The 16801-nt window shown below is 42.6% G+C and carries 11 protein-coding genes; 10 read left to right on the forward strand and 1 reads right to left on the reverse strand.

The genetic code is table 11. The features are described 5' to 3' along the window. Positions 1–34 precede the first annotated feature (34 nt). The 5 genes from ABIC84_RS05170 to ABIC84_RS05190 all read left to right on the forward strand — a co-directional run bounded on the left by ABIC84_RS05170 (position 35) and on the right by ABIC84_RS05190 (position 5782). On the forward strand, positions 35–469 hold the full coding sequence (locus tag ABIC84_RS05170; RefSeq protein WP_090525408.1) for an RrF2 family transcriptional regulator: 435 nt from the start codon (positions 35–37) through the stop codon (positions 467–469). 239 nt (positions 470–708) lie between these two features. Then, on the forward strand, positions 709–2799 hold the full coding sequence (locus tag ABIC84_RS05175; protein ID WP_429262869.1) for a nitrite reductase: 2091 nt from the start codon (positions 709–711) through the stop codon (positions 2797–2799). Beyond that, positions 2799–3584 carry a uroporphyrinogen-III C-methyltransferase gene (gene cobA / locus ABIC84_RS05180; RefSeq protein WP_426588409.1) on the forward strand — a complete coding sequence of 262 codons (786 nt, stop codon included), beginning with the start codon at positions 2799–2801 and terminating at the stop codon, positions 3582–3584. Before ABIC84_RS05175 ends, cobA begins: the two co-directional genes overlap by 1 nt. After that, positions 3562–5070: a TSUP family transporter gene (locus ABIC84_RS05185; RefSeq protein WP_429262870.1), complete on the forward strand. Its 1509-nt coding sequence runs from the start codon at positions 3562–3564 to the stop codon at positions 5068–5070. The genes cobA and ABIC84_RS05185 overlap by 23 nt, the downstream gene beginning before the upstream one ends. Before the next feature lies 1 nt (position 5071). After that, complete coding sequence (locus tag ABIC84_RS05190; protein WP_426588413.1) at positions 5072–5782, forward strand: phosphoadenylyl-sulfate reductase; 711 nt, start codon at positions 5072–5074, stop codon at positions 5780–5782. Positions 5783–6102: 320 nt separating this feature from the next. On the opposite strand, the gene ABIC84_RS05195 is transcribed toward ABIC84_RS05190, so the two are convergent. Further along, a complete protein-coding gene (locus ABIC84_RS05195; RefSeq protein WP_426588415.1) occupies positions 6103–9048 on the reverse strand; it encodes a TonB-dependent receptor in 2946 nt (981 codons plus the stop codon). Positions 9049–9383: 335 nt separating this feature from the next. Here ABIC84_RS05195 and proB point away from each other — a divergent pair, with 335 nt between their 5' ends. The 5 genes from proB (at position 9384) to ABIC84_RS05220 (ending at position 16747) form a co-directional block, all read left to right on the forward strand. Then, positions 9384–10463 (forward strand): glutamate 5-kinase, encoded by a 1080-nt coding sequence (proB, locus tag ABIC84_RS05200; RefSeq protein WP_426588417.1) that lies wholly within the window; start codon positions 9384–9386, stop codon positions 10461–10463. Between the two features lie 5 nt (positions 10464–10468). Further along, positions 10469–11716 (forward strand): glutamate-5-semialdehyde dehydrogenase, encoded by a 1248-nt coding sequence (locus ABIC84_RS05205; protein WP_426588419.1) that lies wholly within the window; start codon positions 10469–10471, stop codon positions 11714–11716. A gap of 792 nt (positions 11717–12508) precedes the next feature. After that, positions 12509–13597 (forward strand): tRNA 2-thiouridine(34) synthase MnmA, encoded by a 1089-nt coding sequence (gene mnmA / locus ABIC84_RS05210; RefSeq protein WP_429262871.1) that lies wholly within the window; start codon positions 12509–12511, stop codon positions 13595–13597. A gap of 260 nt (positions 13598–13857) precedes the next feature. After that, positions 13858–16248, forward strand: coding sequence for a type I DNA topoisomerase (gene topA, locus ABIC84_RS05215; protein WP_429262872.1), 2391 nt, complete (start codon positions 13858–13860; stop codon positions 16246–16248). 94 nt (positions 16249–16342) lie between these two features. Next, on the forward strand, positions 16343–16747 hold the full coding sequence (locus tag ABIC84_RS05220; protein ID WP_090525388.1) for a hypothetical protein: 405 nt from the start codon (positions 16343–16345) through the stop codon (positions 16745–16747). Positions 16748–16801: the final 54 nt, after the last annotated feature.

A 16801-nucleotide genomic window follows, 5' to 3' on the forward strand; every position in this document is an offset into this window, starting at 1 on the left:
TCTTTATTTACCTTTGTGAGTTTTATTTTAGAAAATGCTTTCAAAAAAAACTAAGTATGCTATAAAGGCACTGGTGGTTCTTGGCAAAAACATGGACCAGCCGCCTATGCAAATTTCGAAGATTGCCGAAATTGAACGGATCCCCAAGAAGTTTCTGGAGCAAATACTGCTTGATTTGCGCAATGCAGGGTTTCTGTACAGTAAAAAAGGTGCCGGCGGTGGCTACAGTCTTAACCGCGATCCCAAAGAAATATTCCTGGTAAGTATCATGCGTATAACCGATGGCCCTATTGCAATGGTGCCTTGTGCCAGCTTAAACTTTTACCACAAATGTGATGAGTGCCATCAGGAAAGCACTTGCGGCATAAGGGATGTATTTGTTGATGTAAGGGACGCTACGCTTAAAATATTAAGCGAAACCAGCATCGCAGATATCATCAAACGCGAAACCACTCTCATCAGCGTTTAAATTAAAAATTTCATAAAACTGTCATAACGCAGTTTTTTTAATTTAAATACTACTTTTTCCGTATACTATATATATATTTGGGAAATGAATCGTGAGAGCATTAATATTACTTACTATAACCAACTTGTCTATTGCCATATGTGCAACGGCAAGGCGGGGCTGTAAACGTAATTTTAACCATATATGCCTCTTTAGCCACAGCCAAAGGGGCTTTTTTATAAAAGATTAATACATAAAATATGCAGAGCTTCAGAACAGAACTGGAGAACCCCATTGTTGAGAAGGATATTATCGATCTTGAAAAAAAGATCCATGCTTTTCGTGAAGGTAAAATTCATGATGAAAAATTCAGAAGTTTACGTTTAGCTCGTGGTGTGTATGGGCAGCGTCAGCCGGGCGTGCAAATGGTGCGGATTAAGCTGCCATTCGGTAAGGTTAGCTTTAAGCAGTTATTAAAAATTGCCGAAATCTCTGATGAATTTGGCAGCAGTAATCTCCATCTTACCACCCGCCAGGACATCCAGATCCACTATGTAAGTCTTGACCGTACCCCCCAGCTTTGGGCTAAGCTTGCACAAGATGACATCACCCTACGCGAAGCATGTGGTAATACCGTGCGTAATGTTACAGCCTCTCCTACTGCAGGTATCGACCCAAAAGAACCATTTGACGTTTCCCCTTACGCATATGCTACGTTTGATTATTTTCTGCGTAACCCGATATGCCAGGAAATGGGCCGCAAATTCAAAATCTCTTTCTCGTCAAGCGATGAGGACACAGCGTTTTCATACATTCATGATATCGGCGCTATCCCTAAAATAAATGCCAATGGCGAACGTGGGTTTAAGATCATGCTTGGCGGCGGTTTAGGTGCACAGCCAATTTTAGCCAGTATTGTTGAAGAGTTTTTACCGGAAGATCAGCTGATCCCTTATATCGAATCAGTGATCCGTGTTTTTGACCGTTACGGCGAACGCAATAACCGCAACAAAGCCCGTATGAAATACCTCATCCAAAAATTAGGTTTGGATGAAGTATTACGTTTAACCAAAATCGAGCGTACTGCCAATAAGGTGAAATCATACCCTATTAACCGTAATGCTATTGATGCACCTGCCTTGCCGCCAACTGATAGCTACCCTCAGGTAACCATCAGCAACCCATTGCGCTATGAGCAATGGCTGGCTACCAACGTTTTTGAGCAAAAGCAAAAAGGTTTTTACGGCGTGTATATTAAAGTGCCTGTAGGCGATATCTCATCTGATACTGCCCGTGCGCTGGTTAAAACGCTGGAGCCATTGGTTGGTCACGAGATCCGTATTACTCAAAACCAGGGATTGCTTTTAAAATACGTTCACCAAGCAGCCCTGCCTGCTTTATATGAAGGCTTAGCGAAGCTTGAACTGGCAGTGCCTGGCTTTGACAGTATTGCCGATGTCACCACCTGCCCGGGTACAGATACCTGCAACCTTGGCATCTCCAACAGCATGACGATGGCGAGGGTACTTGAGGACTTGATCTATAACGAATACGAAGATTTTATCTATAATCGCGAAATCAAAATCAAAATAAGCGGCTGTATGAACTCATGTGGTCAGCATGGTTTGGCGCATATTGGTTTTCACGGCAGCTCGCTTAAAGCGGGTGCTAAAGTATTACCTTCGGTACAGGTGATGTTAGGCGGCGGTACCGTTGGCGATGGTGTTGGGCGCGCTGCCGAAAGGGTGATCAAAGTACCTACCAAACGTGCTACCGACGTGTTAAGGTGGTTATTGAACGACTATAAAGAGTTTTCGCCCGAGGGTGAAACTTACCATGAATATTACGACAGGCAGGGTAAAGATTATTTTTACCGTTTGCTAAAACCACTTGCCGACTTAACCACCCTTACCGATGACGAATACATTGACTGGGGTCACCAGGAAACATTTGTTACCGCTATAGGCGTAGGTGAATGCGCCGGTGTGATCATCGACCTGGTAGCTACCCTCCTGTTTGAATCGGAAGAAAAATTAGGCTGGGCTAACGAAGCTTATGCTGATGGCCGCTGGGCCGATGCTATTTACCACGCCTACAATGTTTTTGTAAGCTCAGCAAAAGCTTTATTGCTTGATAAAGGCGTTAACAGCAGTACACAAATTGGCGTGATCAGAGAATTTGATGCCCAATACGTTGAAAAAGGCGAATTTGAATTGAACGGAACATTTAATGATCTTGTTTTACAGCTCAATCAAAATGAGCCTTCGCAAGAATTTGCTACCGCATATTTAGCTCAGGCTACAGAATTTTTAAGCAGAAGCAAGGATAAGAGAGAGGCGCTTGTACAGTAATGACTGATAACAATAAAAATATAAAAGTACCGCGCATTACCCTGGTGGGTGCCGGTCCCGGCGATGCCGACCTGATAACCGTGAAAGCCATCAAAGCTTTAAAAACAGCCGATGTTGTTTTATACGATGCGTTGGTTAATGAAGAACTGCTTGAATACGCTCCCGAAACATCAACAAAAGTTTACGTTGGCAAACGTTCAGGCGATCACACCTTTTCTCAGGAAGCTATTAACAATCTTATGGTTGATTATGCCAAAAACTATGGCCATGTGGTTAGGTTAAAAGGCGGTGATCCATTTGTATTCGGTCGCGGATACGAGGAACTCATTATTGCTGCAGCGCATAAGATACAGGCTTCGGTTATTCCTGGCATCTCAAGCTCGATAGCCGTGCCCGAATTACAGCAGATCCCTGTTACGCATCGTGGTTTAAGCGAAAGTTTCTGGGTAGTTACAGGCACTACTGCAAATGGCAAGATCTCTAACGATCTTATTGATGCTTCACGCTCAAATGCTACCGTGGTTGTATTAATGGGGATCCATAAACTGGCCGAGATCACTGAAATATTTAAATTACAAGGCAAGAACAAACTACCGGTAGCCGTTATTCAAAGCGGATCGACAGATGATGAGAAAATCGCTGTTGCTACGATAGATACTATTGTTAATGCTGTTGAAGAAAATAAGATATCATCGCCTGCAATTATTGTTTTAGGCGAGGTAGTGTCGCTTCATCCAAAATTCCAACTGATACAAGAAGTTTATGACGTTGTTGCCCGGGGATAGGAGTTTAACCAATATTCAGGATATGAAACAGGAAGGCAATCAGCTTTTCCCTGTTTTTTTAAAACTGAATGACTTGCATACTGTGCTTATAGGCGGCGGTAATGTTGGTTTGGAAAAACTTACCGCTGTACTTAATAACAGCAACAGAGCGAGGGTAACCGTTATTTCGCGCGAGTTTTTGCCCGAGGTACATACGCTTGCATCGCAATATTCCGGTATCCGTATTGTACAAAAATCATTTACAGATGATGACCTGAACAATGCAGATATTGTTATTGCTGCTACTAACGACAGTGAACTCAACAGTTATGTCCGCAACGCAGCTCACGACCGAAAGCTACTGATCAATGTAGCCGATAAGCCTGCATTATGTGATTTTTACCTGGGATCAATAGTGCAAAAGGGTGACCTGAAATTAGCCATATCTACCAATGGAAAATCACCTACCGTGGCAAAACGATTAAAAGAAGTATTAAACGAAAGCCTTCCTGCCGAGCTTGACATCACTTTGCAGCAAATGAGCGAACTAAGAAATACCCTTGAAGGCGACTTTGCCGACAAGGTAAAAAAACTAAATAGTGTAACATCTGTACTGGTCGAGTCCAAGGCCGCCAGCCGGAAAAACTTCATCTGGCTTATCTGGTCAACCATTATTGTATCGTTGGCCATTGGTATAACGGCACTTTATTTGAAAGAGCCCAACTTTAAGAACTTCGTAACCGGCATCGATCCTATTTTTTATTACTTTTTAGGCGCCGGGTTTGTATTTGCGATGATTGACGGCGCCATTGGCATGTCGTACGGTGTTACGTCAACTACATTCTCACTTTCCATGGGTATCCCCCCTGCCTCGGCCAGTATGGGAGTTCATTTATCGGAGATATTGAGTTGTGGTATAGCTGGTTGGATGCATTACCGAATGGGTAACATCAACTGGAAGCTATTTAAACTACTGGTTATACCGGGTATTATCGGTGCTGTAACGGGTGCTTACCTGTTATCATCACTTGAGCATTATAGCATGTATACCAAACCTGTTGTATCAGTTTATACACTGATATTAGGTATAGTGATATTCAGGAAGGCCTTCAACACGCAAAAGAAAAAATCTGCCGACAAAGTAAAACGTATTTCAATGCTTGGCTTAGGCGGCGGCTTTATTGACGCTGTTGGCGGCGGTGGCTGGGGTTCAATCGTGCTATCTACCCTCATAGCCGGCGGCCGCAGCCCTCGTTTTTCATTAGGCACTGTTAAACTTTCACGCTTTTTTGTGGCGATGATGGGTTCAATAACCTTTATTGCTATGGTAAGCAGCGATCACTGGCAGGCTGTAGCGGGGCTCATATTAGGCAGTGCACTTGCTTCACCAATTGCAGCTAAGATCTCTAACAAGATCTCAGCAAAAACTATCATGGTGGCGGTATCGGTAATCGTAATCCTCATCAGCATTCGTTCAATCATTATGTTTGTTACTAAGGTTATATAAAATGAGCACCGCATTACAACAAATACAAGGTGCAACTACCGGACTTAATCCGGTTGAAGCCCTGACTAAACTGGCAGAGCTTTTCCCCGGTGAAGTTATATTTTCAACCAGCTTTGGTTGGGAAGACCAAGTGATCAGTCATATGATCTTTGCCAATAATCTGCCAATTAAAGTATTCACGCTTGAAACTGGCAGACTCTTCCGCGAAACTTACTCGGTTTGGGCCGCAACCATGAATAGGTATCAAAAACCTATACATGCCTACTATCCGAATAATGAACTATTGGAAGAGATGGTAAGCAAAAAAGGCCCTAACAGCTTTTACGAGTCGGTTGAAAACCGCAAGGAATGTTGCGGCATCCGTAAAATTGAACCGCTTAAGCGCGCTTTAAAAGGCAATAAGATTTGGATCACCGGCATCCGCGCCGAGCAATCGGTTAACCGTCATGATATGCATGACATGGAATGGGATGAGCAAAACCAACTGGTAAAGTTCCACCCAATTTTCAACTGGACACTGGACGAGGTAAAAGCCTATATCAAACAATACAATATTCCTTATAACTCATTGCACGATAAAGGCTTCCCAAGTATAGGCTGTATGCCATGTACCCGTGCGGTAGCCGAAGGCGAGGACTTCCGTGCCGGCCGCTGGTGGTGGGAAGATCAATCCAAAAAAGAATGTGGTTTGCATGAGACAGCAAAACCTTGATTTTTAGGATTAAAGGATTGCCTTGAAAAATATGAAAGTTGAAGCAATCAACCAATTCATGAAAATCCTCTAATCAGGCAAATTAAGGTCAAAGACGCTTTTTTTATACGTAGGTCAATTGGTCGGAAGATTAGTTGGCCTTTTTTACTGAACCATGATTTTTAGGATGATGGGATGGCCATGTATTGTCTGATTAAGGTGTTCCGAACTCTACATAAAACTCAAGGTAATCCTTTAATCCTAAAATCAACGGTCAAAAAAAGGGGATTAAGCTTATCGCCCCGTCCCCTTACAAACTATATAAAACGTAATAAAAGCTCTTACTTGTTGTTATTACCTGCTAATAAGCCGTCAAGCGTTACCGAAACATAGTATAAACCACCGATGGTTGGGCCACCAGCATATTGGTAATACCTTTTGTTAAAGATATCAGTAGCGCCTAACTTAAATGTTGCATAATATGAAGGCACGCGGTAAGTAACCTGCGCATCAACTGTTTTAATTGAAGGCACAGTACCGGTAACCAGCGGGCTCTCCCACAGGTATGACTGCTGCCATTTGTAAACCACATTAAAGCCAAAGTTTTTAACCACTTCGCGGTTGCCAAACGATACGTTGCCCGACCATTCAGGAGTATTAAAGCCTGTAACAAATATATCTGAAGCTGTTTGAGCTTTTAATTTATTAAAGCTTACGTTACCCGATACCGTGTAGTGTTGGTAGAAATTGTAAGTGATACCTGCAGATGAACCATAATTGTGATAGATGTTCTTAGCATTGGTATAAACGCGGTACCTGCTTTGGCCCTGGCTGGCGGCATTACTTGAAGTACCTATAGTAGGATCGCGGTTAATATCAAGCATTGATAATACAGCTGCATCTGAGCCTACAGTAGCACCATTTGGTACAAATACCTGCACTTGGCCAAGGAAGCCGTCATAGCGATTGGTATAGGCGTCAATATCAATGAACACTTTATTATCGGCTACTATGCCTTTATAACCAACTTCAAATGAAGTGATCTGCTCCGGGCGGGCGGGTGGCAGGTCCGCTACTTTTAACAGGTTCCGGTTAGCTAAAGCTGCCTGATCTGAGCCGCCTGCAGCATTCACGGCTGCATTAAATGCTACCACCGATGTTTGAGTATAGCTATTGCCAAGATAACCTAAGCCTTCGTTAATGAACGGCAAACTGCCTACACGTTTTACCCTACCGTTATTTACGTATGATAAAGCCTCAAACAATGAAGGGAAACGATAGCCGTTCTGGAATGTAAACCTGAAATTATGATTTTGATTAACAGTGTAAACAGCAGCTAAACGCGGTGTAAATTTAGGATCGAAGTACGGGTTACGGTCCCACCGGATTGAGCCGAATACTTTCAGTTTCTCGTCAAAAAAGGTTTTGGTAACCTGGGTAAAGGCGCCATATTTTTTGTAGATCACATCTTTACCAAAGGAGCCATCGGCCAATGGAGTATTCCTGTCGGCAATAGCGCGACTAAAATCCACGAAGTTATTTCCATCCGGTGTGATGCTGTACACACGCACATCGGCACCAACCAACAGGTCAACAAATTTAACCTTGCTGCTCAAATCCCATTGGGCCTCGCCATTATACATATGGCTTTTTTGAACCAACGCCGCACCACCGGTAACCGGGGCGTTAGGGATCAGGCTCGATTTGATATCCCAATTATTAATACCAATAATAGTTTTTCTCAAAGCATCAAACTCAGGGGTACCCGGCTCAACACGGCCGTTATCAGCAGCAGCACGGGCAGCCTGCTCAGCCGCAGCAAGATTTGCAGATGTAAGCACGCCACCATTATAAGCTTTTAAAGCATTACCATATAAAGTTGCCCAGGCCGAGTTACTGGCATGATTAAGGTCGAGGTTATCGGCCAGTGGCTTCACGTTAAACGAGTTGCCGGTGTTTTCTATTGATTCATAACCACGCACCAGGAAATCTTTTCCTTTTAACTCAATTTTATGATTCTGAACTGTTGCTCCCTGTAACGAGATTTTGTTGCCGCGCTGAAACACGCCATCAAGCCTGCCATAGCGATAGGTATAAGACAATATGGTGCCTGGTGATAATTTATAAGATAAAGTTCCATCCAATTTTAAGTTTTTCACGTGCGGATCAACCAGGTCAACCTCATTGTAGCCTGTACGGGCAACGGTAAGGTTAGGGCGGGCTTTACCATCAACGGTGATACCTTTTATTGATACTGTGTTACTGCCTGCAAGGGCATCGTCACCGTATTTGTTCCAGCCGTCATAAGCCGCGTTGCTGGTACCTGTTAATTCAGGATAAGCAGGGTTGGCCGATTTAAGGTTGGTTGGATTTTGATCAAGACGGGTATCTGATTGCCAATCCTGTCCCTGCAAATAACTAAAGTTCACTTTAACGGCAAATTTATCGTTAAATGCTTTGGCATATCTTAAAGCATCTTCGGTAAGCGAACTTGCCCCTAAGCGGTCTTTACCAACATGGTTTAAACCCTGGCGATGGTAAAAGCTTAAGCCCTGGTATTTAAAAGCATCTTTAGTGAACAGGTTTGATAAACCATTAATAGCATTGGTACCATAAAGAGCGGCAGCAGCGCCGGGAGTAATTTCCACACTGGCAATATCCAATTCGGTTGGGCCAATAGCGTTTCCAAGCGGCACACCCAGTGTAGCCGACTGCATATCAACACCATCAACCAGCTGCATAAACCTGAAGTTGTTCGGGCTGTTGAAACCACGGGTATTTGGCACTTTAAGGGTGATACTGGTGGTTGTCATCTGTACGCCTTTCACGTTCTCCAAAGCATCATAAAAACTGGGGCCTGGCGATTGCTTTAACGCCGTGATACTTAATTTTTCAATAGCCACCGGCGAGCGGAGCAGCTTTTCCTCCTTACGGGATGCCGTTACCACCACCTCATTAACCAGCAATGATTGTGTTGTGAGGGTGATGTTTACTGCGCTGTTAGCATTTTTTATATAAAATTCCTGAGGCTGATAACCTACTGCTGTGAAAACAAGGGTGTAAGGCAGCTTGGCGCTTGTGGTTAACGAAAACTTACCTGTGGTATCCGTTGATGTTTTGTTGGTTGTACCTTTTATAGATACGGTTGCCCCTATCAGCGGCTTACCCTGATCGTCGTTTACCTTGCCGCTCAATATATATGAGCCATTAAGCTGTGCATAACTTATCCCCGGTAATAGTACCAGGAAAAGCACAACTATTCTAACTAAGTTTGTAAAAATTTTCATGAAGTAATTGGTGTGGTGGTAATTAAAATTGTGATTAGTAGTTGTGTTATCGTTGATGAAGGTACGCTCAACAACAACACACTGCAGTTAGGAGCTGCATTTTTAACATGGACTGAACGGCAATTGCATTAATATGATACATTGTCTATAGAATTAGTCGACAAAAATATAAATTTAATACTGACTGTCAAGTCTTCTACTCTATTTTTTTAAATTTTTGATGACTTTTGCATCATTTCACTATAAAATCGATCACTTTACTGGATATTTCAAAATAAACAAAGCCTAATTTCTTCCAAATTTGTAATATTGAAGCCTCAACCTGTACTATACTAATGGCTTTTAATTATCAACGCATCGTTATCAAAATCGGCTCAAATGTTATTACCCAGGAAAACGGGCTCCCCGACCTGCCGCGAATAACCCATTTGGTTGAACAGATAGCTGCGATTAAAAAGCAAGGCATTGAAGTAATACTGGTTTCATCGGGTGCTGTAGCATCCGGCCGCAGTTTGATCTCTGTCGCAGAAAAATCAGATGCTGTTGCTGCCCGCCAGGTGCTGGCCTCTATTGGGCAGGTAAAACTGATCAATACCTATTCGCACCTGTTTGAGCAGTTTCAGATATTATGTTCGCAGGTTTTGGTTACGCGCGAGGATTTCAGGGACAGGATGCATTACCTCAACATGAAAAACTGCCTTGAGGCTTTGCTGCAATATGAGGTGATCCCAGTGGTAAACGAAAACGACGTAGTATCGGTAACCGAACTAATGTTTACCGATAATGATGAATTGGCGGGCCTCATAGCTTCTATGCTTAATGCTAATGCGCTCATCATCCTCACCAACGTTGATGGTATTTACAATGGTGATCCAAAAGCAGCAGGTTCGGCAGTGATAGACGAAGTTAGCGGTAATGAGCTTGATTTTTCAACCTTTGTATCCTCGGGCCGTTCGCAATTTGGGCGCGGAGGTATGATCACCAAATCAACTATGGCACAAAAAACGGCACAGCTTGGCATTTCGGTGCACATAGCCAATGGTAAACGGAATCAGATCTTAACCGATGTTTTGGAAAACCAGGTTATGCATACCCGTTTCATTCCCAATAAAACAGCATCAGGCAAAAAGAAGTGGATTGCCCACTCCGAAAAATCAGCAACCGGGAGCGTACTCATTAACGCAGGTGCAAAAGCTGCACTCATTTCAAACAAAGCAACCAGCTTATTGCCGGTTGGCATAGTGGGAGTAATAACCGACTTTAAAAAAGGCGATATTATTAAACTGATAGATGATACCGATAAGCTTATTGGCTTAGGCATCGCCGAGTATGGGGCAGATAAGGCCCGTGAACGCATTGGCCAAAAAAACCAAAAAGCACTGGTACACTATGATTATCTTTACTTACAAGGCTAAATACAATGAACTATAACAGCTATTTTGATAAAGCACGTGAAGCAAGCCGCAAAGCTCCCCTTGCTCCTGCCATTATCAATGAAATTTTGGAGGACGTGGCAGCCGAAGCTATCGCGCAAACCGAATATATCCTGGCCGAAAACCAACGAGACCTTGACCGCATGGATCCGGCTGATCCAAAATACGATCGCCTGAAACTTACAGCTGACCGGATTAAAGGTATTGCCGGCGATATGCAGAGCGTTGCCAAATTGGATAGCCCACTTGGAAAACAACTTTCGGCTACCGAAATGCCTAATGGCTTATCGATATCAAAAATACGCGTACCGCTTGGCGTTGTCGGCGTTATTTATGAAGCCCGGCCCAATGTTACTTTCGATGTTTTCGCGCTTTGCTTTAAAACAGGCAATATCAGTGTACTAAAAGGCGGCAGTGATGCCGATTTCTCCAACCGGGCTATTATCTCGGTTATCCACAAAGTATTAGCAAAACATAACGTCGATGTTAATGTGGTTACACTGCTCCCTGCCGAACGTGAGGCCACTGCCGCTTTATTGAGCGCAATTGGTTATATCGATGTGCTCATCCCAAGGGGGAGCCAATCATTGATTGACTTTGTGCGGGACAATAGTAAGGTACCGGTTATTGAAACGGGTGCCGGCATCGTACATACTTACTTCGACGAATCGGGCAATCTGGAGAAAGGGGCTGAAATCATTGCCAATGCTAAAACCCGCCGTGTAAGTGTTTGTAACGCCTTAGATTGTTTGCTCATCCACTCCGCCCGCTTGAGTGACTTGCCGCGACTGGCGCGGATCCTCAGGGAAAAAGAAGTGGAGATCTTTGCCGATGAGCAGTCTTTTACAGCGTTAAAAGACGACTATCCTGCCGGCCTTTTACATAAAGCCAGTCCGGAACACTTTGGTACAGAATTTCTTTCCATGAAAATGGCTATTAAAACGGTAAGTTCATTTACTGAAGCGTTAGAATATATCGCTGTAAACAGTTCAAAACATAGTGAAGCTATTATCTCTGAAAATGCAGAAAACATTGCTAAATTTTTAAATGATGTGGATGCTGCGGCTGTTTATGCCAATGTTTCGACAGCGTTTACTGACGGTGCCCAATTTGGCCTTGGGGCCGAGATTGGCATCAGTACCCAAAAGCTTCATGCCCGCGGCCCTATGGGCCTGGAAGAACTTACCAGTTACAAATGGATAGTTAAGGGCGACGGACAAACGCGGAATCCATAATTATCCCGCAGAAACCTTCAAAATAAAAAAAGGTGCTTACAACCTTCGTTGTAAGCACCTTAACGTGTTATTCGTATTGTAAGCGTTACTTTATTAAGTAGTTGGCTGCAGCAATAAAGCAAATAATCACTAAAATCACGCCCTGTAATTTTTGTTCTAAAGTCAATTGAGTTAACATTCTTTTATTAATTAGGATATAGCAAATTTATAATGTAAGAGGTATGTTACAATAGTGAGTATCACTTTTACATTATTTTTAATAAATAATGTTGCTTGTTTTTATAATAGTCAGCGCTACATTTATTAATTAAACTTTTATCAAAAAAAAAGCCATAATGTTGAAACTGGTGTATCAGTTACACCCCTTTTCAATGTAACATTTATCGCGGTTTTGACACTAAAAATGCGGGGTTTAACTGGTTTTTATAATATCCTACTTTGCGTGGCTTTTTATTTCCCTGTTACACTAAGCCTGTCACTTTTTCTTACTCCCTCTGTGTTTAATTATTATATATTAATATAATGTTAAGCTTGTCAGGATTTAAGCATTCAACTCATATTAACGAAACAACAGCGCCGGCAATTCGATAATTGGAATTTCACCCGTTATATCCCCCGGGTGAAGAGACTATATTATCGGCATAACTACTTAATATAGCCAATGCAATAAACTGATTTACAATATTAATTAACTATTAGTTAACAGTGAAAACCTGTCGATAAAACACATTTTACCCTTTACTGACCAAGCATATGTTAACATAAAAATCAAATAGGTATCTTTGCAGCATTATGAGTAAGCATGGCAGGATATTAGTGGCAATGAGTGGCGGGGTTGATAGTTCGGTGGCGGCAGTGATGCTGCATGAACAGGGCTATGAAGTTATTGGTTTAACCATGAAAACCTGGGACTATGCCTCATCGGGCGGCAGTTCAAAAGAAACAGGCTGCTGCAGTTTGGACAGTATCAATGATGCGCGTGCCCTGGCAGTTGGCTACGGCTTTCCTCATTATATATTAGATATCCGCAATGAGTTTGGCGATTTTGTGATCGACAACTTTGTTGATGAATACCTGGCCGGCCGTACCCCTAACCCCTGCGTTTTATGCAACACCCATATTAAATGGGAAGCATTGTTAAAACGTGCCGATAAACTCGATTGCGAATTTATAGCTACCGGTCACTACGCCAATATCCGTTTACAGGATAACGGCCGTTATGTGATATATAAAGGTAAGGATACCAATAAAGATCAATCGTACGTGTTATGGGGAGTATCTCAAAAAAACCTTGCACGTACCAAATTCCCGTTAGGTAGTTTCTCAAAGCCCGAGATCAGACAGATGGCGCTTGATATGGGCCAGATAGAACTTGCCGGTAAAAGTGAAAGCTATGAGATATGCTTTGTACCTGATAACGACTACCGCTCCTTTCTGCGCCATAAAGTTGAAGACCTTGACGAACGAATCGGACCCGGTAATTTTGTACTTACAAACGGCACTGTGGTAGGCAAACATCAGGGCTACCCCTTTTATACCATCGGGCAGCGTAAAGGTTTAGGTGTGGCATTAGGGCATCCAATGTTTGTTACGAAAATCGATCCTGCTACCAATACAGTTGTTTTAGGTACTGCCGATGAGCTTGAACGCAAACAAGCGTGGGTAAAAAACCTCAACCTCATTAAATATGAAAATATAAACGAGCCTCTTGAAGCTATTACCAAAATACGTTACAAAGATGCAGGTGCGCAAAGCACCATTCTTCAAATGGGCGAACATATGAAAGTTGATTTTCATCATAATGTGTCAGGCATAGCGCCGGGCCAGTCGGCTGTATTTTATGAAGGAGACGATCTGGTTGGCGGTGGTTTCCTGATGTAAGCCTTTTTGTTGTAAGGTTGCAACGTTTGAATGTTACAAGGTTGTTTTTTTGGAAACCTTTTGGCTAACCAACCTTGAGGGCCTAATTTTTCGCCTTAATTCATTGCCAATCTCTCAAACCTGCAAGTCTTTGCACTCCAATTTTATAAAAATCCGGTATCAACATTGCAACTTTTAACAGTATAACGAAACACCAATTCAAAAACTAATTGGTGTTTCGCTTACTTTATGTTTTATTTGCAAAAACTAAAACTGATTAAATGGCCAAAAACTTACTGATAGTTGAATCACCTGCAAAAGCTAAGACCATTGAGGGTTACCTTGGTAAGGACTTTACTGTAAAGTCCAGCTATGGGCATATCCGTGATCTGGTTAAGTCGGAAGATGCAATTGATATAGCTAATAACTTTAAACAAAAATACGAGGTACCTGCAGATAAAAAGCAGGTAGTTAGCGAATTAAAGAAGTTAGCAAAAGAAGCGGAAATGGTTTGGCTGGCATCGGACGAGGACCGCGAGGGTGAGGCCATTTCGTGGCATTTGTTTGAAACATTGGATCTGAAAGATGCACATACCAAACGTATCGTTTTTCATGAGATCACCAAACCGGCCATTTTAAAAGCGATAGATACACCGCGAAAAATTGACTATAACCTTGTTAATGCCCAGCAGGCGCGCCGTGTTCTGGACAGACTGGTAGGTTTTGAGCTCTCTCCAGTTTTGTGGAAAAAGGTAAAACCGTCGCTTTCGGCCGGACGCGTACAATCAGTTGCAGTAAGGCTTATTGTTGACCGTGAACGTGAGATCAACAAATTCAAATCGGAAGCAGCATTTAAAATAGTGGCCATATTTGGCAAAGGCCGAGAAGCTTTTAAAGCCGAACTGTCCGAGCGTTTTGCACAACAGGATGATGCCGAAAAGTTTTTACAGGATTGTATCGCGGCCGATTTCGATGTAAAATCGTTAGATACCCGACCAACTAAACGTTCGCCTGCCGCACCGTTCACTACCTCAACCCTGCAGCAGGAAGCAAGCCGTAAACTGGGCTATTCCGTAGCACGTACCATGCAGGTTGCACAAAGGCTATATGAATCGGGGTACATCACTTATATGCGTACCGATTCGGTAAATCTTTCTGAACTGGCCTTAAATTCGGCTGCAAGTGAGATCGTATCCGCTTATGGCGAAAAATACCATCAGCAAAGAAGATATAAAACCAAAAATGCCAGTGCACAGGAGGCACACGAGGCAATCAGGCCAACATATTTCAACAATCATTCTATCGACGGCGAATCAGCAGAAAAGCGCTTATATGAGCTAATCTGGAAACGCGCTATCGCTTCGCAAATGAGCGAAGCCCAGTTTGAGAAAACTACCGCAAAAATCAGTATCTCAACCCGTAGCGAAGATCTGGTAGCTAACGGTGAAGTAATGAAGTTTGACGGCTTCCTGAAAGTTTACCTTGAATCCAAAGATGATGAGGACGAAGCACAACAGGAAGGCGAAAACGCTATACTGCCGCCTTTGGCTAAAGGTCAGCGTTTAACTTTACAGGAAATGTCGGCTACAGAACGTTTTTCCCGCCCGGCCGCACGCTATACAGAGGCAAGCCTGGTAAAAAAACTGGAGGAACTTGGCATCGGCCGCCCGTCAACCTATGCCCCTACTATTTCAACCATTCAAAATCGTGGTTATGTGGTAAAAGAAGATCGTGATGGTAAGCAACGTAATTTCAGGGTATTAACGCTAAAAGCAGGTAGCATAATCAAAGAAGAAAAAACTGAAAATACCGGTGCCGAACGTGGCAAGCTATTCCCTACTGATATCGGCGCTGTTGTAAATGATTTCCTGGTACAATATTTCAAAGATATCGTTGACTTTAACTTTACAGCCAGCGTTGAAAAGCAATTTGACGAAATAGCGCAAGGTATGAAAGAGTGGACTGCAATGCTCCATGATTTTTATAACCCATTCCACAAGGAAGTTGAAAACACTATTGAAAAAGCTGATAAAGCAACTGGTGAACGTGAATTAGGTATTCATCCCGAAAGCGGAAAGAAAGTTTCTGTGAGAATAGGTCGCTTTGGGCCATTTGTTCAGGTGGGTGAAAGTGCAAGTGAAGAGAACGAAGAAAAACCGCTGTATGCCAGCCTTCGCAGTGGGCAAAGCATCGAAACTATCAGTCTTGAAGAAGCGCTTGAACTGTTTAAGCTTCCAAAAGTTGTGGGCGAATACGAAGGCAAGGTGATAAAGGTAGCTATTGGCCGTTTCGGGCCTTATATCAGCCACAACAGTGCGTTTGTGTCGTTACCTAAAGAGATCGACCCGCATGATGTTACTGAAGAACAAGCTATTGAACTCATTAACCTAAAGCGCAAAAAAGATGCTGAAAAGCTGATCAAATCTTTTGATGAAGATCCGGACGTAAAAGTGTTAAATGGCCGCTGGGGACCTTATATTGAATTTGGGAAGCTGAACGTTAAGATCCCTAAAGATAAAGATCCTTTAACCCTCACCTACGAAGAATGCAAGGCCCTTGCCGATGCAACACCAAAAGATGCTAAGAAAGGGCGCTTTGGTAAAGCAGCGGCAGCCAAGCCCGCTGCAACTAAAGCACCGGCAAAGAAAAAGGCGGCGCCAAAGAAGAAATAGTGAATGGTTGATCAGGTTGATTTGATGAGTAGTTTAGCATGTACGTGTAAAACTATTCATCAAATCACCCCAATCAACTTAATCAACCCAAAGAATGAAGAAAGACCTGCCCGAAAATAATGTAAAAGATATTGCCATTGCGGTGGCATTGGAGAGCGAGAGTGTTGAAAGTAAGGTTTGGTACGTATATCTCATCAACCTTAAAAATGAGCCTATTGAAAACGTGCTTATTACCTCAAAAGGTTATGGTGAAAAGGACGGTGAACAGGTAAAAACATCAACCCTGAGGCACATGATCCCTGTTGTTGATAGCAAAGCATATAAGCTTATCGAACCTATTGACGAACAAACTTTCGGCCTTAATAATGAATATTGGCTAAGCTATTACATCGGCAAAGACATTTTCGATAAAAAGTTTATATTCCTTCCTGAAAGTATTGTGGAGATGAATTTTATCAAGATCCCGGTTTTAAATAAGCCTGGAGTTATGATAAAATAATTTTCGCTTTAAATTATTTATTGTCATAAATTTCATAATTTACCTGATAATAAA

This window comes from Mucilaginibacter sp. 3215, from assembly GCF_050433785.1.
Classification (GTDB): domain Bacteria; phylum Bacteroidota; class Bacteroidia; order Sphingobacteriales; family Sphingobacteriaceae; genus Mucilaginibacter.

Coding starts and splice junctions, on each gene's coding strand:
- topA (WP_429262872.1), top strand. CDS start 13,858: ATGGCCAAAAACTTACTGATAGTTGAATCACCTGCAAAAGCTAAGACC.
- ABIC84_RS05170 (WP_090525408.1), top strand. CDS start 35: ATGCTTTCAAAAAAAACTAAGTATGCTATAAAGGCACTGGTGGTTCTT.
- ABIC84_RS05195 (WP_426588415.1), bottom strand. CDS start 9,048: ATGAAAATTTTTACAAACTTAGTTAGAATAGTTGTGCTTTTCCTGGTA.
- ABIC84_RS05205 (WP_426588419.1), top strand. CDS start 10,469: ATGAACTATAACAGCTATTTTGATAAAGCACGTGAAGCAAGCCGCAAA.
- ABIC84_RS05175 (WP_429262869.1), top strand. CDS start 709: ATGCAGAGCTTCAGAACAGAACTGGAGAACCCCATTGTTGAGAAGGAT.
- cobA (WP_426588409.1), top strand. CDS start 2,799: ATGACTGATAACAATAAAAATATAAAAGTACCGCGCATTACCCTGGTG.
- mnmA (WP_429262871.1), top strand. CDS start 12,509: ATGAGTAAGCATGGCAGGATATTAGTGGCAATGAGTGGCGGGGTTGAT.
- ABIC84_RS05185 (WP_429262870.1), top strand. CDS start 3,562: ATGACGTTGTTGCCCGGGGATAGGAGTTTAACCAATATTCAGGATATG.
- ABIC84_RS05220 (WP_090525388.1), top strand. CDS start 16,343: ATGAAGAAAGACCTGCCCGAAAATAATGTAAAAGATATTGCCATTGCG.
- proB (WP_426588417.1), top strand. CDS start 9,384: ATGGCTTTTAATTATCAACGCATCGTTATCAAAATCGGCTCAAATGTT.
- ABIC84_RS05190 (WP_426588413.1), top strand. CDS start 5,072: ATGAGCACCGCATTACAACAAATACAAGGTGCAACTACCGGACTTAAT.